We start from the raw sequence: 20905 nt of genomic DNA, 5'->3' as shown, positions 1-20905 counted from the left end.
TTCCTGCCGCCCCACGGGAACCGTCAGGCGGTCTGCGGCTCTTCGATCGGCTCTGCCGCAAGGCCAGCCTGCCGCTCGAACTGCTCGATCAGCACGAAGAAGTCCTGGTCCGCAAGGCCGTTGGAGTACGCCGCCTCGTATTGCTGGCGAATGAGGGCGATCAGCGACATCGGCACGTGGTCCTTGCGGGCGGCGTCGAGGATGAGGTCGAAGTCCTTCATCATCTGTTCGACCGAAAAGGCGGGGTCGAAGTTGCGCGAGACCAGAAGCTCGCGCTTGTAGGCGATGAGCGGCGAGGCGACGGCGCTCTGGCCGATCACATCCAGCATCGTCGGCAGGTCCAGCCCGCCCTTGCGGCCGAGCGTCAGCGCCTCGCCGAGGAGAGCGGACGTCGCCCCCACCAGGGCATTGAGGACGAGCTTCAGGTAGCGCGCCTCCTCGCCGGTGCCGACATGGAACTGGCGGGCCGAGAAGCACTCGAAGATCGGCAAGGCGTGGTCGTAGGCCTCCTTGGGGCCAGAGACGACGACCGAGAGTTGCCCGCTCGAGGCGGTCGCCGTGCTGCCGGAGACCGGCGCCCGGAGATAGGCGACGTCGCGCTCCGACAGCCCGTCCTGGATCCGCGCCGAGATCGTCGGCGACACCGTGCTCATCTCGATCAGCGTCTGCCCTGGTCCCATCGCGGTGACCAGCCCGGTCGGGCCGAAGGCGAGGCTGGCAAGCACCGCATCGTTCGGGATGGTCAGCACGATCACGTCCGAGGCGGCGACGAGATCCGGAATGGAATCCGCGACATCCGCGCCTTCTGCGACGACGCTGGCGCGGTTCTGCACCAGCGGCTCGTAGACCGTGAGCTTCATGCCGGCCTTCAGGACGCGGCGGCTCATCGGCCGGCCCATCTTCCCGATTCCGATCCAGCCGACGCGGGGCGCGGTAGTCTTCATGACGAGTTCCTCCAGATGGCGCGCCCCGGAGCCGGTCTTTCCGCGGGCCCAGGGCGCTTCCATCTGTAACAAGCGTCCGCCGGTTTTGGATAACAACGATATCCATTTTGGATAAAACAAGCTTTGTTTCGCCTGCGCCGTCTCCCTAACCTTCGATCAGGGTCGTCTGGAGGCCCTTGGGAGGAATAAAGCCGGATCCTGAAAGTATTGTTGCACTGCAGCATTCGAGGCAGTGCATGAGGATCTGTATTCTCTTCCCGGTTATTTCAACTGCTTTGGGAGGAGCTGATCATGCGATTGAAACTTAGAGGTTTTTTGCTGAGTGCCCTGACGATCCTGGGCGCGGCCAACACGGTCTATGCCGGCCCCTATACGGGCGCCCCGCGGACCTTCCTGTTCAACCCCTCGCAGGACGTCTGCTTCAAGGACACGACGCAGTACAAGAAGGACGGTCCCTACGTGATCGGCTTCTCGAACGCCGGCCTTGGCGACAGCTGGCGCGTGGTCATGCAGCACTCGGTGATGAAGGCGGCCGCCGACCACAAGGACAAGATCAAGCAGCTGATCATCACCGATGCCGGCCATGACGACGCCAAGCAGGTCGCCGACATCCAGGACCTGATCTCGCGCCAGGTCGACATCCTCCTCGTCAGCGCCAACACCGAGCAGGCCCTCGATCCGGCGATTACCCGCGCCATGGAGCGCGGCATCCCGGTCGTCATGGTCGACCGCCGCATCGCCTCCGACAATTTCGTCAGCTTCGTCACCGCGTCCGACACCATGATGGGCCGCCTGTTCGCCCAGTGGATCGTCGAGAAGCTGAACGGCAAGGGCAACGTCATCATGCTCGCCGGCCAGGCGGGCTCCAGCCCGAACGAGGTTCGCACCCGCGCCGCCATGCAGGTGTTCAACCAGCATCCCGACATCAAGATCCTCGACACCGTCTACTCCGACTGGAGCCCGGTGAAGGGAAAGCAAGTGATGCAGGCGGCGATCGCCAAGTACGGCAAGCAGATCAACGCCGTCTGGTCGGCGCACGGCTTGCAGACGCCGGGCTCGATCGAGGCGTTCCTCGAGGCCGGCTACAAGCCCGGCGAGATCCCGCCGCACACGACGTCCGACGTCAACGGACCGCTGCAGATGGCGCTGAAGTACAAGGTGCCGATGCTGGAGATCGGCTATCCGCCGGCGATGGGCGGCGTCAGCGTCGAGGTTGCGCTGAAGGTGCTCGAAGGCGCGCCGGTCCCCTGCATCTACACGATCAACTCGCAGATCGCCGTCACCGACGGCGACGAGACCCCCTCGATCCGGCGCGACATGCCGATCTCCGAGGCCGTGGTGCCGGAAGGCCCCGCCGACATGCTGGTCACCGGCGGCATGGGTCCCGGCTACAACCCGACCACCTACAGCGTCGACTACCCCCGCTGATCCGAAGGGGGCGGGTCGCAGGGACCTGCCCCTTCCTCCGGGATTTTACCGGACTTCTCCGGCCAGACTTTTTCCGGAAAGACAGGAGGCGCGCAATGCTGTCCCTCGAAGGCATATCCAAGGGTTTTCCCGGCGTTCAGGCGCTGAGCAATGTCGGCTTCGACGTCGCGGCGGGCGAGATCCACGCGCTGGTCGGCGAGAACGGCGCGGGCAAGTCGACGCTGACCCGCGTCATCGCCGGTGTCCATCAGCCGGATGCGGGGACGATTGGCTTCGACGGCAAGCCGGTGGTCTGGAGCGGCCCGGGCGATGCCAAGCGCTGCGGCGTCCACGTGATCTACCAGGAGTTCGTGCTCTTCCCGCATCTCAGCGTCGCCGAGAACATCTTCATCGGCCATGAGCGGCGCAACCGGCTGGGCCTGCTCGACCACCGCCGCACCCGCCGCGATGCGCTGGAACTGCTGGAGCGCTTCGGCATCGACATCGATCCGCGCTCGCTGGTGCGGGACCTTTCGGTCGCCGACCAGCAGATGGTCGAGATCGCCAAGGCGCTGGTGCACGACGTCAAACTGCTGATCCTCGACGAGCCGACCGCGGTCATCTCGGGCCCGGAAGTGGACGTGCTGTTCGAGCGCCTGCGCCGGCTGCGCGACCAGGGGGTCGCCATCGTCTACATCTCGCACCGGCTGGAAGAGATTTTCGCGCTGTGCAACCGCGTCACGGTGCTGAAGGACGGGGCCTTCGTCGCCACCCGCCCGATCGAGGGGGTGACGCGCGACGAACTGATCGCCCTGATGGTCGGCCGCGACCTGACCGAGCTGTTTCCCGCCCGCCGGCCCTCGAAGGCGGACCGCCCGGTGGTGTTCGAGGCGCGCGACGTCCGCGTTGCCGGGCGGGTCAACGGCGCGTCGATCGCGCTGCGGGCCGGGGAGATCACCGGGCTGGCCGGCATGGTCGGCTCCGGCCGGTCGGAACTGGCGCTGGCGATGTTCGGCGCGATCCCGATGCAGGCCGGCAGTCTCCATGCCGATGGCCGCGCGGTCGCCAACATGACGCCGCGCAAGGCGATCGACCTCGGCATCGGCCTCGTCACCGAGGACCGCAAGGGACAGGGCCTCGCCATGCTGCTGGACGTGGCCGCCAACATCTCGGCGTCGACCCTCAGCGACTTCAACCGCGGCGGCCTGTTCGACCACAGGAAGGAGCGCGCGGTGGCCAGCGCCGAGATCGCCTCGTTCAGGGTCGCCTGCCGGGGGCCGGGCACGCCGGTCGCGGTGATGTCCGGCGGCAACCAGCAGAAGGTGATCGTCGCGCGCTGGGCCCGCACCTCGACCCGGCTGCTTATCCTCGACGAGCCGACGCGCGGCGTCGATGTCGGCGCCAAGACCGAGATCTACCGGATCATGCACGAGCTGGCCGACCGCGGCATCGCCATCCTGATGATCTCGTCGGAGCTGCCGGAGATCGTCGGCATGTCGGAACGCGTGCTGGTGATGCGGGAGGGCGTGATCACCGGCGAGCTCGTCGGCGAGGCGATCGACGAATCCGCCGTGATCGAACTCGCAACCCGCCGCCTGGCGGGCTGAGGAGAAGTGTCCATGACCACGCGTCCCGTCACCGTCGCCCGCTTCCTGTCCGGCAGCCGCATCGGCCTGCTGGTGGTGATCGGCCTGCTGATCCTGCTGTTCGCCATCGGCGCCACGGTGTCCGACCGGTTTGCCACCATCGGCAACATCATGAACGTCTACGAGCAGTCGACCGGGCTGGCGCTGGTCAGCCTCGGCCAGACGCTGACGATCCTCACCGGCGGCATCGACCTCTCCGTCGGCTCGATCATCAGCCTCCTGTCGATGCTGACCTCGGGGCTGATCAACGGCCAGGCCGACATGGTGATTCCCGTCATCGCCGGCGTGCTGCTGCTTGGCGCGATGATCGGCGCGGTCAACGGCGCGACCATCGTCTTCACCGGCGTGCACCCGCTGATCGTTACGCTCGGCACCGGCGCGATCATCCAGGGCATCGCGCTGCTCTACGGCCTCGGCCCGGTCGGCAAGGTGCCGCTCAACTTCGACACCTTCGCCTACGGCACGTTTGCGGGTGGCATCTCGATCGGCGCGACCGTCGCGCTGGCGCTGTTCCTGCTGGTGTCGTTCCTCCTCAACAACACCCGCACCGGCCGCCGCATCTATGCCGTCGGCGACGACCCGCACGCGGCCGACCTGATGGGCCTGCCCCGGCGCCGGATCATCGTCGGCGTTTATGCCGCCTCCGGCTTCTTCGCCGCGCTGACCGCGGTCTACCTCGTCAGCCGCTTCAACGTCGGCCAGCCCTATACCGGCGCCAACTACACGCTCGCCTCGATCACCCCGGTGGTGGTCGGCGGCACCATGCTGGCGGGCGGGCGCGGTGGGGTGATCGGCACGCTGCTCGGTGTCTACCTCGTCTCGCTGCTGAACAACATGCTGAACTTCCTCGATATTTCCAGCCACTACCAGCTCGTGGTGCAGGGCGTCGTGATCATCCTGGCCGTCTCGGTCTACGTCGAAAAGAAGCGAGGGCTGGCATGAGCAAGGTCGCACCCATGACCCTCCAGAGGCCTTCCGCCGCCGCGGCTGCAACTGGCCCGATAGGTGCCGCCGCATCGCGCTACGGCATGCTGATCTTCCTCATCGCCGTCGTGGTGGTCGGGGCGGTCGCAGCGCCCGGCTTCATGTCGTCGTCGAACCTCTCGAACATGCTGATGCAGTTCGTGCCGCTCGGCATCGTGGTCATCGGCCAGACCTTCGTGATCCTCGTCCGCGGCCTCGACCTGTCCATCGCCTCGGTGATGGCGACCGCTGCCGTCACGGCCACCGCCTTCTCCGGCTTGAACACCGACGTGCCCGGCATCTTCGCCGTCGCCATCGCGATCGGCGCGGCGGTGGGGCTGGTCAACGGCTTCCTCGTCACCAAGCGCAACGTCTCGCCGTTTCTCGCGACGCTCGCCACGATGATCGTCCTGCAGGGCATCCGCTTCGCGTGGACGCAAGGCGCGCCGTCCGGCAACGTCCCGCCGTTCTTCCGCATCATCGGTGCCGGCACGTTCAACGGCATCCCGTACAATGTCGTCTTCCTGATCGTCGTCGCCGCCTTGGCCGCGGTCGCGCTGCACCTCACAGGGTTCGGTCGCCGCGTCTACATTACCGGCGGCAACCCGGTCACGGCGCATCTCGTCGGCATCCGCGCGGGCGCCGTGACGATGATCGGCTACGTCGTCAGCGGCGTGCTGGCCGCCATCGCCGGCCTCGTTCTCGCGGGCTTCGTCGGCGTCGTCGACAACTTCGTCGGACGCGGCTTCGAGCTGGACTCGATCGTCGCGGCGGTGGTCGGCGGCGTCGCTCTGTCCGGCGGCCGCGGCACCGTCGCCGGCGCGCTGACCGGGGCGGCGATCCTCGTCGCGATCTCGAACCTCGTCGTCATGCTCGGCCTGCCCGTGCAGATGCAGATCATCATGAAGGGCGTCGTGATCATCGTCGCCGCGAGCTTCTACGTCGCCCGCTCGCGCTGATCCCTGACGAGACCCGGAAGGAAGAACATGACCGACAGCATCAACGGCAAGGTCGTCGTCATCACCGGCGCCGGTCGCGGCATCGGCGAGGCGATCGCCCGAGATCTCGCAGGGAAGGGCGCACGAACGGTGGTCGCCGATCTCGACGAGGCTAGCGCCTCGGCGGTCGCGGCGTCGATAGCAGCAAGCGGCGGCGAGGCGATCGGCGTTGCCGTGGACGTCGCCGACCGCGCCAGCACCCGCGCTTTAGTCGAGCAGACCGTGGCGGCTTTCGGCCGGCTCGACGTCTTCTTCAACAATGCCGGCATCAGCCAGACCTGCCCGTTCATGGACGTGACGGAGGCGGACTTCGACCGGATCATGGCGGTGAACGGCCGCGGGGTCCTGATCGGCACGCAGGAGGCGGCGCGGAAGATGATCGCGCAAGGGCAGGGCGGCAAGATCGTCAACACCGCCTCGATCGCCGGCAAGCAGGGCTATCCGCTGTTCGCGCACTACTGCGCCTCGAAGTTCGCGGTCGTCGCGCTGACGCAGGCGGCCGCCCGGGCGCTGGCAGAGCACCGCATCACCGTCAACGCCTTCGCACCGGGCGTCGTCGCGACCGAGCTCTGGCAGCAGCTCGACCGCGAGTTCATGCAGCACGGACTGACCGAGACGCCGCAGCAGGCGATCAACGCGTTCGCCGAGAACATCCTGCTCGGACGGCCCTCGCTGCCTGCCGACATCACCGGCACCACGGCTTTCCTCGCCTCTTCGGCGTCCGACTACATCACCGGCCAGACCATCATGATCGACGGCGGCATGGTCCTCACCTGACCCCGCGGCCGACTTTTGCCCAGCACCAGCATGAGAGAACCGACATGGCACGATTGAACGACAAGGTGGCGGTGGTCACCGGCGGCAGCACCGGCATCGGCGAGGCCACCTGCCTGCGCTTTGCCGAGGAGGGCGCCCGCGTCGCCGTGTTCGACGTCGGCGAGGCGGCCGGGCGGCAGACCGTCGACGCGATCAGAGAGGCAGGCGGCACCGCCGAGTTCTACCGCTGCGACGTCTCGCAGGAGGCCGAAGTGGCGGCTGCCATCTCAGCGGTCGTGGCCGCCTGGGGCAAGCTCGACATCCTCGTCAACAACGCCGCGATCACCGGCGTCAACAAGCTGGCGCACGCGGTCGACGTCGCCGATTGGGACAAGATCTTCGCCGTCAACGTGCGCGGCGTGTTCCTCTGCACCAAGCATGCGCTCGGCCCGATGATGGCGGCCCGGCGCGGCTCGATCGTCAACTTCTCGTCTATCTACGGGCTGATCGGCAATGACGACCTGCCGCCCTACCACGCGACCAAGGGCGCGGTGCTGTCGATGACCCGCACCGACGCCGTCTGCTACGCGCCCTACGGCATCCGCGTGAACGCCGTGCATCCTGGCTCGACCAAGACGCCGCTGTTCATGAAGGCCGGCGAGACCTATCCGGGCGGCGTCGACCACTACATCGAGATGATGTCGCAGAAGCATCCGCTGACGCTCGGCGAACCGATCGACGTCGCCAACTGCGTCCTCTTCCTCGCCTCGGACGAAGCCCGCTTCGTCACCGGTTCCAGCCTCGTTTGCGATGGCGGCTACACCGCCCAGTAGCCTCGCCCGCCGACCCCAAGGGAGACAGTCATGAAAGCCATCCGTTACTACACCCGCCGCGATATCCGGCTCGACGACGTCCCGGCGCCCTCCGGCGAACTCGCCGCCGACCAGGTGCTGGTCGAGCCGCTGGTTTGCGGCATCTGCGGCACGGACCTGCACGAGTACGTCGCGGGCCCGATCGTCACGCCGGTCGAGCCGCACGTCTATTCCGGCGCGGTGCTGCCGCAGATCCTCGGTCATGAGTTCTCGGCCGTGGTGACCAAGGTCGGCAGTGCCGTCACCAACGTCGTGCCCGGCGATCGAGTATCGATCCAGCCGCTGGTCTCGCCGCGGGACGACTATTACGGCCGCCGCGGGCTCTACCATCTCAGCGAGCAGATGGCCTGCGTCGGGCTTTCCTGGGCGTGGGGCGGGCTCGGCGAGCAGGCGGTGGTCAACGACTACAACGTCTTCAAGGTCCCGGACGGCGTCTCCGACGTGCAGGCCGCGATGATCGAGCCGGCGGCCGTGGCGCTCTACGGCGTCGACCGCGGCGGCGTCGAGGCGGGCTCGTCGGTGCTGGTCTCCGGCATCGGGCCGATCGGCGCCCTGGTGCTACTGGCGGTGAAGGCGGCCGGCGCCAAGGCGATCTTCGTTTCCGAGCCCAATCCCAACCGGCGGGCGCTGGCCCAGCGCCTGGTGCCCGAAGCCGTGGTGTTCGACCCCCGCTCGGATACCGACATCCTCGACCGCATCCGCGCGGCGACGGAGGACGGCGTCGGCGTCGACGTAGCGCTGGAATGCGTCGGGGCGGAAGCCTCGCTGAACCTCTGCGCCGAAGCCGTGCGCCGGCGCGGCACCGTGGTGCAGGTCGGCCTCCACACCAAGCCGGCCTCGATCGACGCCATGCTTTGGGCGCTGAAGGACATCACGGTCGAAGCGACCTGGTGCTATCCGACGTCGATCTGGCCGCGGATCGCCGAGATGATCTCGTCCGGCAGTTTTCCGGTCGAGAAGATCGTCACCGCGACCATCGCGCCCGAGGATGTGGTCGAGAAGGGCTTCGAGGCGCTGCTCGACCCGACCGGCAGCAACATGAAGATCCTGGTGCAGATGGCCGGGACGGCGGCATGACGCCGGCCGCGCTCCGCCTGGACGACCGGGTGGTGCTGGTGACTGGGGCGGCCGGCGGCATCGGGCGCGCGACGGCTGGCTATCTCGCCGGCCTTGGCGCCACCGTCGTCGTCGCCGACCGCGACGACAGCGTCGCATACGTCGCCGAAGAGATCGTCGCCGGCGGCGGCAAGGCCGATGCCGTGACCTTCGACGTCGCCGACAGCGCGTCCGTCGATGCCGGCCGCGATGAGATCCTCGCCCGCCACGGGCGCGTCGACGGGCTCTTCGCGAATGCCGGGATGTCCTACGAGCGGGCCGGCGCCGACCACACGGACGCCGACTGGCGGAAGGTGATGTCGGTCAACCTCGATGGCGCGTTCTGGACCGTGCGGGCCTTTGCGGCCGGCATGCTGGAGCGGGGGAGCGGGGCCATCGTCGTCACGTCCTCTATCGCCGGCGTTCGCGCGGTGCGGCCCGAGCTGCATGTCGGCTACGACGTCTCGAAGGCGGCCGTCACCCACATGTGCAAGGTCCTCGGCGTCGAATGGGCGCGCCAGGGCGTGCGGGTCAACGCCGTCGGCCCTGGCTACACCGATACCGCCATGCTGGCCGAGGTCGGCAGGACGCAGCCCGCCGTCATGGCGCAGTGGCTGGAGGACCAGCCGGTCGGCCGGCTCATCGAGCCGCGCGAGATCGCCGCAGCCGTCGGCTTTCTCCTCTCCGACGCCGCCAGCGGCATCACCGGGCAACTGCTGATGGTCGACGGCGGCTACTCCGCCTGAACTTCACCCTCTACGATTGGATTGTTTTATGCATGTCATCGTCCACTGCCTCGACCGCGCCGGCGCCGTCCAGGACCGGCTCGACCACTACGACGCCCACAAGGCGTATCTCGGCAGCGCCCCCGTGAAGATCGTCATCTCCGGCCCGCTGCTGGCCGAGGATGGCGAGACCATGATCGGCTCGCTGTTCCTCATCGAGGCCGACAGCAAGGAAGCCGTCGTCGCGTTCAATGCCGCCGACCCGTTCGCCAAGGCCGGCATCTGGGAGCGGGTGGAGATCCATCCGTTCCTGAAGCGCATGGACAACCGCTGAGATGGGTATGGAACCCGTCAAGACCGCCATCGTCGGCCTCGGCTGGTGGGGCCGCAAGATGACCACGCTGATGGCCGGCGGCAATGCCGGCATCGCGCTGGTCCGCGCCGTCGATCCCGACCCGTCGGGTGCCGAGTTCGCGGCCGGCTTCGGCATCGCCTTCTCGGCCGACCTCGAGACGGCGCTCGCCGATCCGGCGGTGGAGGCGGTGATCCTCGCCACGCCGCATTCGCTGCATGCCGAACAGATCGCGGCAGCCGTCGCGGCCGGTAAGCACGTCTTCTGCGAAAAGCCGTTGGCCCTGACGAAGGCGGGCGCCGAGCACGCCGTCGCGTTGTGCGATGCCGCCGGGCTCGTCCTCGGCATGGGGCACGAGCGCCGCTTCGAGCCGCCGATCGCCGCCATCCTCGCCGCGGCGGCGGACGGCACGCTCGGCCGGCTGCTGCAGATCGAGGCGAACTTCAGCCATGACAAGTTCCTGTCGCTCGCGCCGGACAACTGGCGGCTGAAGGCGGCGGAAGCCCCGGCCGGCGGCATGACCGCCACCGGCATCCACCTCACCGACCTCGCGGTGAAACTGATGGGACCGGCCAGCGACGTCAGGGTCTCCTGCGAGAATCTCGCCTCGGAGATCCCGCAAGGCGACACGATGAGCGCGCATGTCCGCTTTGCCGGAGGCGGCACCGCCTACGTCTCGGCGACGCTCGCCACGCCGTTCGTCTCGCGCTTCGCGGTGTTCGGCACCAAGGGCTGGATCGAGGTACGCGACAAGACCCATGTCGAGGCGCCGAGCGGCTGGGTGGTCACCTCGGCCTTCACCGGCACCCCGATCACTGTCGAGGAAGTCGGCGCGGCCGAGCCGGTGCGCGACAATTTGCGCGCCTTCGCCGAGGCGGTGAGGGGTGTCTCGCCGTATCCGATCACCGGGGCGGAGATGATCGCCAACATCGCCCTGCTCGAGGCCATCGTCCGCTCCGCAGCGACCGGCGGTGTCGAGGCGGTCGGCTGAAACAGCTCGGAAGCGAGCGAGAGGAACGTCATGAAAGCCCTGATCTTCGAAGCCCCTGACAAGCCGGTGATGGCCGACGTCGCCATGCCCGGCATCGCGCCGACCGAAGTGCTGGTGAAGACCCGCGCCGTCGGCATCTGCCATTCCGACTATGAATTGCTGGGCGGACGCTACATCATCCCGATCTCCTATCCCGTCACGCCCGGCCACGAATGGGCGGGTGAGATCGTCGAGGTCGGCTCGGCGGTGAAGGATTTCGCCGTCGGCGACCGCGTCGTCGGCGAGTGCGTGGTGCGGACTCCCGAGCGGCTGCACCATTTCGGCTTCTCGCTGAATGGCGCCGACCGCGAATTCTTCAACGTCAATCCGGAATGGCTGCACAAGCTGCCGGACGGCGTCGACGACAAGAAGGCCTCGCTGATCGAGCCGTTCACCTGCGGCTTTTACGCCGTGCTGAACGCCGGCGGCACCGATGCCAGCCAGACCGTCGTCGTCTCCGGCGGCGGCACGATCGGCCTCGTCTCGGCGGCGGCCGCCATCGGCATGGGCGCCCGCGTGATCGTCGTCGACCCCATCGCCCAGCGCCGCGACGTCGCGCTGCAGCTGGGGGCCGACGCAGTGGTCGATCCCTCGGCGGGGGGCGCGGTCGAGCGGGTGATGGAGCTGACCTCCGGCCATGGCGCCGACCTCGTGATCGAAGCCTCCGGGCACGACGCCTCGCTCGCCAACACGTTCGAGTTCGCCCGCGAGAACGGAAGGGTGGCGATGGTCGGCATCAGCATCGGCCGCAAGGTGCCGGTCAATCTCGGCCTGATCCAGATGAAGAACCTCGCGGTCAAGGGCTGCATCGGCTCACCCGGCGTCTGGCCGGCGGCGATCCGTTTCCTGGAGCGCACCGGCCTCGACCTCTCGCCGATTCAGACCCATGAATTCGCCCTGTCGGACGCCATCGAGGCGTTCAAGCTCGGCGGCGACCCGACCGCCTGCATCAAGGTGACGCTGCTCGCGGCCTGAGCCACGACCCCCGCCGACGCGGCCATTCCGCGTCGGCCCGATGAATTGAAAGGACCTCTCATGTCGAACGCCCCGAGCCATCTCGCCGCCGATGGCTATTTCACCGAGGAGACCTCGGCCGAGGTCGTCATCGCTAGAAACAGCGGTGCCGAGAGCGAGCGCCTGAAGACGGTGATGGCCGCGGCGACCCGGCACCTGCACGCCTTCGTCAAGGAAATCGAGCCGAGCAATGCCGAGTGGATGCGGGTGATCGAGTTCCTCACCGCCACCGGCCACATCACCAGCGACTGGCGTCAGGAGTGGATCCTGCTCTCGGACATTCTCGGCGTCTCGATGCTGGTCGACGCGATCGACAACCGCAAGCCGAGCGGCGCCACCGAGAGCACGGTGCTCGGGCCGTTCCACGTTTCCGACGTGCCACGCTACGAGAGCGGCGCCGATATCTGCCTCGACGGGAAGGGCGAGAAGCTGCTGGTGTCCGGCCGCGTCGTCGATACCGACGGCAAGGCGATCCCCGGCGCGACGCTCGACGTCTGGCAGGCCAACGACGAGGGCTTCTACGACGTCCAGCAGCAGGGCGTGCAGCCGGACATGAACCTCCGCGGCCTGTTCACCGCCGATGCGGACGGCAGGTTCTGGTTCCGCTCGGTGAAGCCGAAGTTCTATCCGATCCCCGCCGACGGGCCCGTCGGGCAACTGCTGGAGAAGCTCGGCCGCCATCCCTACCGGCCGGCCCACATCCATTTCATCGTCGCCGCGCCCGGCTACGAGACGGTGACCACGCACCTGTTCACGCCGGATTGCCCCTATCTGCATTCGGACGCGGTGTTCGGCGTGAAGGCCGACCTCATCGCCGACTTCCAGACCGTCGACGACCCAGGGCGGGCGGAAACACTTGGGTTTCCCAATCCGTTCACGTCGGTCGACTGGACCTTCGTGCTGGCGTCCGGTCGCAAGGCTCCGGAGCAATCGGCATGAGCGATCTGGCCAAGGGCTTCGTCTACAACGCCAATCCCGGCCGCGTAGTGTTCGGCTCCGGCACCATCGCCCGCCTGCCGGAAGAGGTCGAACGGCTCGGGCTGACGCGGGTGTTGGTGTTGGCAACGCCCGACCAGCAGGCCGACGCGACGCGCATCGCCGCACTGATCGGCGACCGCGCCGCGGGTGTGTTCGCTGGTGCTCGCATGCACACGCCGGTCGAGGTGACGGAAGCTGCGATGGCGGTCGTCGCCGAGCGCCGTATCGACGGGCTCGTCGCGGTCGGCGGTGGCTCGACCACGGGCCTCGCCAAGGCCATCGCCTTCCGCACCGATCTGCCGCAGATCGTCGCTCCCACCACCTATGCCGGATCGGAGATGACGCCGATCCTCGGCGAGACGGAAGGTGGCCGCAAGGTGACGCGCTCGGATCCGCGGATCCTGCCGGAAGTGGTGATCTACGACGTCGACCTGACGCTGTCGCTGCCGGTGGCGATGTCGGTCACCTCCGGCATCAATGCCATCGCCCATGCGGTGGAGGCGCTCTATGCCCGCGATGCCAATCCGATCGTCTCGATGATGGCCGAGCGGGGTGTCGCAGCGCTGGCCTCTGCTCTACCGGCGATCCATGCCGATCCGGCGGACAGGGCGGCGCGGACTGAGGCCCTGTTCGGCGCGTGGCTCTGCGGCGTCTGCCTCGGCTCGGTCGGCATGGCCCTTCACCACAAGATCTGCCACACGCTCGGCGGCACGTATGGCCTGCCGCACGCCGAGACGCACACCGCCGTGCTGCCGCACGCGCTCGCCTACAATGCAGCGTCCGCGCCGGATGCGATGGCAGCGCTCCGCCGGGCGCTCGTGACCGAGGACCCGGCGGGCGCACTGTTCGATCTTGCAGCCGGGCTCGGTGCCAGCATGGCGCTGCGCGACCTCGGCCTGCCGGAAAAAGCGGTGGAGGAGGTGCCGGGCATCGTTCTCGACAAGCCCTACTGGAACCCCGCAGCGCTCGACCAGGCGCCGCTGCGAAAACTGATGGCCGACGCTTTTGCCGGCAGGCGGCCCTGACAGCGATGGGCATTGCATGGGCGCTGGCGGCGGCGGTTCTGGCCGGAATGGCGCAGGCGACGCAGGCGGTCTACAACACCGCCATCGCCCGATCGATCGGGACGCTGCCCTCGGCGCTGATCTCGATGAGCGTCGCGGCCGTTATCCTGCTGGCGGTCTGCCTCGTCCGCCAGGTTCCGCTGCCTTCCCTGCGCGATCTCGGTGCCATCGCGCCTTATCCTCTGCTGGTCGGCGGCGCCTGTGGGGCGATCATCCTCAGCTGCGTGCTGTTCGCCTTGCCGCAGCTCGGCAGCGCCGGCGTCGTCGTCCTGTTCATCCTCGGGCAGCTCGTCGCCGCGGTGCTGCTCGATCACTTTGCGGTCCTCGGCATCACCCGGCACGCGATCTCCCTGCCGCGTCTCGCCGGCGTCGGTGCCGTGCTCCTCGGAGCCTTCCTCATCGTGCGCGGATAGGCGCGAAGGGATTTCCGCGGCGACAGCGATGAATGGTGCATCCCGGCCAGCGATCGGAATTGCATACCGGCGGACCTGGTGCCATCGCGCTTGATGCCAGCAGCTGCGCCCTGACATCCCCGCCGGTTTCACTACCGATCCCGTCGAACCGTTCCCCGAGTACCCTGTCGCCATTCCCATAGCCCGATTGGCTCGCGTCTGCCCGCGCTGCCTAGGGTCGTCATTGTTATCCTCGTCTCCTCGCGTGCTTTCGCTGACGCAAACCCCCGATCATTCCGAAGCCTTGACACATCGGGCTAACAGACGTCAGATGTCAGACAACTTTGGCGATGGGGAGGGGTGCCGTGCTGAACAATCTCTCCCGGCTGCCGCGGTCCGACCGGGTCAAGGACGTCGTGTCGGCGTTTGCCGACTTCATCGCGAAGTCCGGGCTCGGGGCGGGCGACCGGTTGCCGACCGAGCGCGAGATCATGGAGGCGCTCGGCATCGGTCGCTCCACCGCCCGCGAGGCGATGCGCTATCTCCAGGCGCTGGGCATTGCCGAGACGCGCAAGGGGAGCGGCTCCTTCCTGCTGCGCGTCGTCTCGCCGTCGACCATCCACATGCCGCTGTCCTTCGATGCGCTCCACCAGCGCGACGCGCTGCTGCAGACGCTGGACGTGCGCCGCGGGCTGGAGGTCGAGGCCAGCATGCTCGCGGCCAAACGCGCCGGTGCGGACGACATTTCCGATCTCGGTGCGAAGCTCGAGGAGATGGAGCGGGTGCATCTGGAGAAGGGGACGGCCGGCCGCGAGGACCTCGCCTTCCACCTCTCGATCTATGACGCCACGCACAATCCGATGTTCCGACAGCTGCTGGAACAGATGCGCGAAGCCTTCGAGCACTTCTTCGCAAAACCCTTCGACCGGCCGGATTTCGCGCGCCGGTCCTTTCCCTTCCACCGCGAGCTGTTCGAGGCGATCGCCGGCGGCAACCCTCTGCTCGCGCGGGAGAAGACGCTCGCGATCCTCGACATCGTCGAGGAGGATATCAAGGACATGTCCCTATGAACGATGGCGCCTTTTCCGCCGCCGATGCTGCCTTCATCGTCGCGCACGACGAGGCGAACCCCTACGAGGCGGTGGTTCCGCCAATCGTCCAGACCTCGCTCTTCACCTTCTCCTCTTACCAGGACATGGAGGAGACCTATCGCGGCCTGAAGGTCCGTCCCACCTATTCGCGCGGGCTCAACCCGACGGTGCGCATCTTCGAGGAGAAGATTGCCGCGCTCGAGGGCGCCGAGGACGCGCTGGGTTTTGCCAGCGGCATGGCAGCGATTTCCTCGACCGTCCTGACCTTCGTCGAGCCGGGCGAGCGCATCGTCTGCGTGCGGCATGTCTATCCCGACGCCTACCGCCTGTTCGAGACGCTGCTGAAGCGCCTGCGGATCGAGGTGACCTATGTCGACGGGCGCGACGAGGCGGCGGTGGCCGCGGCGATGCCCGGCGCAAAGCTGTTCTACATGGAGAGCCCGACCAGCTGGGTGATGGACGTGCACGACGTCGGCGCACTGGCGTCGATCGCCCGTGCCCATGGCGTGATGACCGTCATCGACAATTCCTGGGCCTCGCCGATCTTCCAGAACCCGCTCGCCCTCGGCGTCGACATCGTCCTGCACTCGGCCTCGAAATATCTCGGCGGCCATTCCGACGTGGTGGCGGGCGTCGTTGCGGGTTCGGCGGCGCATATCGGCCAGATCCGCTCGGCGACGCTGCCCTATCTCGGCGGCAAGCTGTCGCCCTTCGACGCCTGGCTCCTGATCCGCGGCCTGCGCACCTTGCCGATCCGCATGAAGGCGCACGAGAGCGCGGCGCTCGATCTGGCGCGGCGGCTGCTCGCCCATCCCGCGGTGGAATCGGTGCAGCATCCGGGTCTCGCCAACAGCCTGCCGACAGGCCTTACCGGCACGTCCGGCCTGTTCTCTTTCATCTTCAAGGACGGGATCGACATCCCGGCGTTCAGCGACCGGCTGTCGGTGTTCAGCCTCGGCGTCAGCTGGGGCGGGCACGAAAGCCTGGTCGTGCCGGGGAGGGTGGTGCGGGCGCAGGCGGCCGCGCCGAACTCCGCCGTCGCCTTCGGCATCCATGAGAATTCCGTGCGGCTGCATGTCGGGCTGGAGGGCGCCGAAACGCTCTGGCGCGACCTTGCCGCCGCCATAGACCACGCGACGCTCTGAGGCCCGGAGCGCCGCTTTCTGCCTGCGACCAGATCAACCCGTGCCCGGCATGAGACCGGCCAGACAAGAAGGATGACGCAATGCTCAAGATACTCCTGACGGCGACTTTCCTCTCCACTTGCCTCATTGGCGTGGGCCAGGCGCAGACGGTGCTGAAGCTCACCGAAGTCATCACCAGCCCCGAGCGCACCGAGACGCTGCAGGGTCTGGTGAAGATCTTCGAGGCCGCCAATCCCGGCACCACCGTCGAGATCACCTCGCTGCCCTGGGGCGAGGCTTTCGAGAAGTTCGCGACCATGGTCTCGGCCGGGGAGACGCCGGATGTCGTCGAGATGCCCGACACCTGGCTCGCGCTCTATGCCAAGAACGGCGCGCTGGAGAATCTCGAGCCCTACCTGAAGGACTGGCAGTACACCGCAGGCCTCAACGAGCGCGCGCTGCAGTTCGGCCGTGCCGTCGACAACACCGCCTACACGCTGCCCTACGGCTTCTATCTGCGCGCCATGTTCTACAACAAGAAGCTGTTCAAGGAGGCCGGTGTCGAGGCGCCGCCGGCAACGCTCGACGAATTCACCGCGGCCGCCGAGAAGATCTCGAAGCTGCCGGGCAAATCGGCCTATTGCCTGCGAGGCGGGCCGGGCGGACTGAACGGCTGGGTGATGTTCGGCGCCATCGCCAATGGCGACAACAGCTTCTTCAAGGAAGACGGCACCTCGACCTTCGCCGAGCCGGGCTGGGTGAAGGGGCTGACCTACCTCACAGATTTTTACAAGAAGGGCTATGCCCCGAAGGATTCGATCAACTGGGGCTTCAACGAGATCGTCGCGGGCTTCTATTCCGGCACCTGCGCCATGCTCGACCAGGATCCCGACGCGCTCATCTCGATCGACGAGCACCTTTCGGCCGAGGAATACGGCGTCGCGCCGATGCCGAAGGGCCCGTCCGGCAAGACCTTCCCGACGATTGGCTATGCCGGCTGGTCGATGTTCTCGGCCAGCGCCAACAAGGACCTCGCCTGGAAGCTGATCGAGACGCTGGAAGGCCCGGAGGGCAACATCGCCTGGAACAAGCGCACCGGCGCGCTGCCGGTGCACAAGGCAGCAGAGCAAGATCCGTTCTACGCGCAGGAGAAGTTCAAGGGCTGGTTCGAGGAGCTGTCGGATCCGAACGTCGTGCCGACGATGATGCCGACCGACCTCGAGGAATTCGCCTTCTTCAAGGACTCGCTGGTGATCAAGACCAGCCAGGAAGCGCTGCTCGGCGCGACGACGCCCGAGGACCTCGCCAAGACCTGGGCGGACTATCTGACCGCCGCCAAGCAGAAGCAGATGGCGCAGTAGCCGAGATCTCGAAGCCCTGACCCGGCACGTGGCGCCAGGCGCCGCGTGCCTTCGCAGGAGCGCCCGTAAAACGCGGGGGCTCCCGTCGACCGCGACAACCGAAGAGACGTGATGACCGGCCAATCCCCCGGCGTGAGCCCCGACAGACCGACCGGCCGGCGCCTTGGTGCCCGGCTGGAGCCCTATCTCTATACCGCGCCGGCGGTGATCCTGATCGTCACGGTGATGCTGGTGCCGCTGGTGATCGGCATCACCTACGCCTTCCGGGACATCCGTCTGCTCAATCCTTTCAGCGGCGGCTTCATCGGCCTGCAGCACTTCGCCAAGCTCGCGAAGGACCAGGACTTCTTCCTGGCGCTGGAGAACACGGTGTTCTGGACGGCGACCTCGGTGTTCTTCCAGTTCACGCTCGGGCTGATCCTGGCGCTCCTCCTCAACGTGCCGTTCGCCGGCCGCGGCGTCGCGCAGGCGCTGGTCTTCCTGCCCTGGGCGGTGCCGAGCTTCCTCTCCGGCCTCGACTGGGCCTGGCTGTTCAACCCGGTGGTCGGGCCGATCCCGCACTGGCTGACGGCGCTCGGGCTGATGGACCAGCCGGTGAACATCCTGGCCGATCCCGATCATGCGATGTGGGGGCCGATCATCGCCAATGTCTGGTGGGGCATCCCGTTCTTCGCCATCACGCTGCTGGCGGCCCTCCAGTCGATCCCCAAGGACATCTACGAGGCGGCGGCGATCGACGGCGCCGGCCCGCTTGAGCGCTTCCGGGCGATCACCTTGCCGTTCCTCGCGCCGACCATCGCCATTGCGGTGCTCTTGCGCACCGTCTGGGTCGCGAACTTCGCCGACCTCATCGTGGTCATGACCAATGGCGGCCCGGCCGACCGGACGCAGATCGTCGCGAGCTACATCTTCACCACCGCCTTCCGCAGGCTCGATTTCGGCTATGCGTCGGCGATCGCGCTGGTGCTGCTCGTACTCCTGATGATCTATTCGCTGCTGCTGGTCGTGCTGCGGCAGACGCTGCTGGCGAGGTCCTGACCATGGCCTCCCGGACAAGCCGCATCGCCGGCACGCTCGCCCACCGCACGGCGATCCTCGCCTTCATCGCCTTCGCGCTGTTCCCGCTCTACTGGCTGCTGAAGGTCTCGCTGACGCCGAACAAGCTGCTTTACAGCGAGGGCGTGCGGCTTTGGCCGTCCTCCACGAGCTTCGAGCACTACAGCTTCGTCCTGCAGCATTCGAGCTTTCCGCTGTTCTTCCGCAACAGCCTGATCGTCTCGCTCTCGACCGCCGTGCTGGTGACGCTGATCGCGGCGGGTGCCGGCTATGCGATGTCGCGTTTTCGCTTTCGCGGCAAATTCTTCCTGATCGCCCTGATGCTGGTGACGCAGATGTTTCCGCTGGTGATGCTGATCGCGCCGATCTTCAAGATGCTGACGCCCTTCGGCCTCACCAACAGCCTGACCGGCCTCGTCGTGGTCTACACCGCCTTCAACGTGCCCTTCGCGGTGTTCCTGATGCAGTCCTTCTTCGACGCCATTCCGAAGGAGTTGGAGGAGGCGGCGCAAATGGACGGCGCCAGCCGCTTCACCGCGTTTCGCCAGATCATCGTGCCGCTGACGCTGCCCGGCATGGCGGCGACCCTCGGCTTCGTCTTCACCGCCGCCTGGAGTGAGCTTCTGTTCGCGCTGATGCTGATCTCGAAGACCGACGCCAGCACGTTTCCGGTCGGGCTGCTGTCCTTCGTCTCGAAGTTCGGCGTCAATTTCGGGCAGATGATGGCCGCCGGCGTCCTTGCGCTGATCCCCGCCGTCCTCTTCTTCCTCATGATCCAGCGCTTCCTCGTGCAGGGCCTGACGGCCGGCGCGGTCAAGGGCTGAGGAGAACCATCATGGCTGCCATCGACATCCGCGCCGTCCAAAAATCCTTCGGGACCGTCGCCGTGCTGCATTCGGTCGACCTGTCGATCGAGAAGGGCGAGTTCGTCGTCCTGGTCGGCCCGTCCGGCTGCGGCAAGTCCACGCTGCTCCGGATGATCGCCGGGCTCGACGAGGTTTCTTCCGGCGATATCCTGATCGCCGGGAAACGCGTCAACGACCTCGAGCCGAAGGACCGGAACCTGGCCATGGTGTTCCAGTCCTACGCGCTCTATCCGCACATGACCGTCGCCGGGAACATGAGCTACAGCATGCGGCTGCGCAAAGCCGCCAAGGAGAAGATCGCGGCGGCCGTCTCCAACGCCGCCGAGGTTCTCGGCCTGACGCCGCTGATCGAACGGCGGCCGAAGGCGCTGTCGGGCGGCCAGCGCCAGCGGGTGGCGATGGGCCGGGCGATCGTGCGCGAGCCGCAGGCCTTCCTGTTCGACGAGCCGCTGTCCAACCTCGACGCCCGGCTGCGCGAGCAGATGCGCGCCGAGATCAAGAAGCTGCACCAACGCCTCGGCGCCACGTCGATCTACGTGACGCACGACCAGATCGAGGCGATGACGCTGGCCGACCGGATCGTCGCGATGGATGGCGGTTATATCCAGCAGATCGGCACGCCGCTCGACCTCTACGAGCGTCCGGCCAACCGCTTCGTCGCCGGCTTCATCGGCTCGCCCGCGATGAACTTCTTCCATGGCCGCTACCGCAGCGACGGCGCGGGCGGCGCCGCCATCGACCTTGGCCCCGGCACCAGCATCGCCTTGCTGCGGCCGCTGGCGGTCGCCGAGGGCCTGGAGTTGACGGTCGGCATCCGGCCCGAACATGTCCTCGTCGGCGACGTTGCGGGTGGCGGGGCCCCGGGCGGCATGGTCTGCCCGGTGGAACTGGTCGAGCCGACCGGCATGGGCGCCATCGTCCACGCCCATTTCGGCGATATCGGGCTGAAAGCCTTCCATCTCGGCCGCATCGGCCTGAGAACCGGCGACACGGTGACGATGACCTTGCCGGCCGGCAAGCTGCACCTGTTCGATTCGAAATCCGGACGCCGCCTTGACTGAACGTCGTCACGCCTTGTGCCGGCTATCTTTGCGGGGCATCTGCCGCGCGGCGAGGGCGCCGACGTTCGATCAGGATCATGCGTCGCCGCCTTTCCGCGCCGGTGCAAGGC

The 20905-nt window shown here is 67.3% G+C and carries 21 protein-coding genes; 20 read left to right on the top strand and 1 reads right to left on the bottom strand.

Annotated features, from left to right (window positions below):
* Positions 1-23: 23 nt before the first annotated feature.
* Positions 24-1007: an NAD(P)-dependent oxidoreductase gene (locus ACZL02_RS09040; protein ID WP_472937350.1), complete on the bottom strand. Its 984-nt coding sequence runs from the start codon at positions 1005-1007 to the stop codon at positions 24-26.
* Between the two features lie 228 nt (positions 1008-1235).
* Here ACZL02_RS09040 and ACZL02_RS09035 point away from each other — a divergent pair, with 228 nt between their 5' ends.
* The 20 genes from ACZL02_RS09035 to ACZL02_RS08940 all read left to right on the top strand — a co-directional run bounded on the left by ACZL02_RS09035 (position 1236) and on the right by ACZL02_RS08940 (position 20795).
* A complete protein-coding gene (locus ACZL02_RS09035) occupies positions 1236-2372 on the top strand; it encodes an ABC transporter substrate-binding protein (protein WP_472937351.1) in 1137 nt (378 codons plus the stop codon).
* A gap of 95 nt (positions 2373-2467) precedes the next feature.
* Entirely contained in the window at positions 2468-3958 is a 1491-nt protein-coding gene (locus ACZL02_RS09030) for a sugar ABC transporter ATP-binding protein (protein WP_472937352.1), read from the top strand.
* Positions 3959-3970: 12 nt separating this feature from the next.
* Positions 3971-4939, top strand: coding sequence for an ABC transporter permease (locus ACZL02_RS09025; protein ID WP_472937353.1), 969 nt, complete (start codon positions 3971-3973; stop codon positions 4937-4939).
* Entirely contained in the window at positions 4936-5919 is a 984-nt protein-coding gene (locus ACZL02_RS09020; protein ID WP_472937354.1) for an ABC transporter permease, read from the top strand. Before ACZL02_RS09025 ends, ACZL02_RS09020 begins: the two co-directional genes overlap by 4 nt.
* A gap of 27 nt (positions 5920-5946) precedes the next feature.
* Entirely contained in the window at positions 5947-6735 is a 789-nt protein-coding gene (locus ACZL02_RS09015; protein WP_472937355.1) for a glucose 1-dehydrogenase, read from the top strand.
* A 44-nt stretch (positions 6736-6779) separates the two neighbouring features.
* Positions 6780-7547, top strand: coding sequence for an SDR family NAD(P)-dependent oxidoreductase (locus ACZL02_RS09010; RefSeq protein WP_472937356.1), 768 nt, complete (start codon positions 6780-6782; stop codon positions 7545-7547).
* 30 nt (positions 7548-7577) lie between these two features.
* Positions 7578-8663, top strand: a complete 1086-nt coding sequence (locus ACZL02_RS09005; RefSeq protein ID WP_472937357.1) for a 2,3-butanediol dehydrogenase — start codon at positions 7578-7580, stop codon at positions 8661-8663.
* Complete coding sequence (locus ACZL02_RS09000; protein WP_472937358.1) at positions 8660-9427, top strand: SDR family NAD(P)-dependent oxidoreductase; 768 nt, start codon at positions 8660-8662, stop codon at positions 9425-9427. Before ACZL02_RS09005 ends, ACZL02_RS09000 begins: the two co-directional genes overlap by 4 nt.
* Positions 9428-9455: 28 nt before the next feature.
* A complete protein-coding gene (locus ACZL02_RS08995; RefSeq protein WP_472937359.1) occupies positions 9456-9740 on the top strand; it encodes a YciI family protein in 285 nt (94 codons plus the stop codon).
* Between the two features lie 7 nt (positions 9741-9747).
* Entirely contained in the window at positions 9748-10749 is a 1002-nt protein-coding gene (locus tag ACZL02_RS08990) for a Gfo/Idh/MocA family oxidoreductase (protein ID WP_496258421.1), read from the top strand.
* A gap of 30 nt (positions 10750-10779) precedes the next feature.
* Positions 10780-11763, top strand: coding sequence for a zinc-dependent alcohol dehydrogenase (locus ACZL02_RS08985; protein ID WP_472937361.1), 984 nt, complete (start codon positions 10780-10782; stop codon positions 11761-11763).
* Between the two features lie 60 nt (positions 11764-11823).
* Positions 11824-12741 (top strand): intradiol ring-cleavage dioxygenase, encoded by a 918-nt coding sequence (locus ACZL02_RS08980; RefSeq protein ID WP_472937362.1) that lies wholly within the window; start codon positions 11824-11826, stop codon positions 12739-12741.
* 5 nt (positions 12742-12746) lie between these two features.
* Positions 12747-13805 carry a maleylacetate reductase gene (locus ACZL02_RS08975; RefSeq protein WP_472938125.1) on the top strand — a complete coding sequence of 353 codons (1059 nt, stop codon included), beginning with the start codon at positions 12747-12749 and terminating at the stop codon, positions 13803-13805.
* 5 nt (positions 13806-13810) lie between these two features.
* A complete protein-coding gene (locus ACZL02_RS08970; protein ID WP_472937363.1) occupies positions 13811-14257 on the top strand; it encodes a DMT family transporter in 447 nt (148 codons plus the stop codon).
* A 344-nt stretch (positions 14258-14601) separates the two neighbouring features.
* Positions 14602-15306 (top strand): FadR/GntR family transcriptional regulator, encoded by a 705-nt coding sequence (locus tag ACZL02_RS08965; RefSeq protein ID WP_472937364.1) that lies wholly within the window; start codon positions 14602-14604, stop codon positions 15304-15306.
* The gene (locus ACZL02_RS08960) at positions 15303-16472 is read left to right on the top strand and encodes a PLP-dependent transferase (RefSeq protein WP_472937365.1); all 1170 of its coding nucleotides are present in this window, start codon (positions 15303-15305) and stop codon (positions 16470-16472) included. Before ACZL02_RS08965 ends, ACZL02_RS08960 begins: the two co-directional genes overlap by 4 nt.
* Positions 16473-16552: 80 nt before the next feature.
* Entirely contained in the window at positions 16553-17812 is a 1260-nt protein-coding gene (locus ACZL02_RS08955; protein WP_472937366.1) for an ABC transporter substrate-binding protein, read from the top strand.
* A gap of 111 nt (positions 17813-17923) precedes the next feature.
* On the top strand, positions 17924-18850 hold the full coding sequence (locus tag ACZL02_RS08950) for a carbohydrate ABC transporter permease (RefSeq protein ID WP_472937367.1): 927 nt from the start codon (positions 17924-17926) through the stop codon (positions 18848-18850).
* Between the two features lie 2 nt (positions 18851-18852).
* Complete coding sequence (locus tag ACZL02_RS08945) at positions 18853-19692, top strand: carbohydrate ABC transporter permease (protein ID WP_472937368.1); 840 nt, start codon at positions 18853-18855, stop codon at positions 19690-19692.
* Between the two features lie 11 nt (positions 19693-19703).
* Positions 19704-20795, top strand: a complete 1092-nt coding sequence (locus tag ACZL02_RS08940) for an ABC transporter ATP-binding protein (RefSeq protein WP_472937369.1) — start codon at positions 19704-19706, stop codon at positions 20793-20795.
* The last annotated feature ends 110 nt before the right edge of the window (positions 20796-20905 follow it).

Source organism: Mesocryomonas fontinalis, from assembly GCF_055730125.2.
Note: the sequence above shows the minus strand (reverse complement) of the source record. Positions and strands in the feature narration are given on the sequence as shown.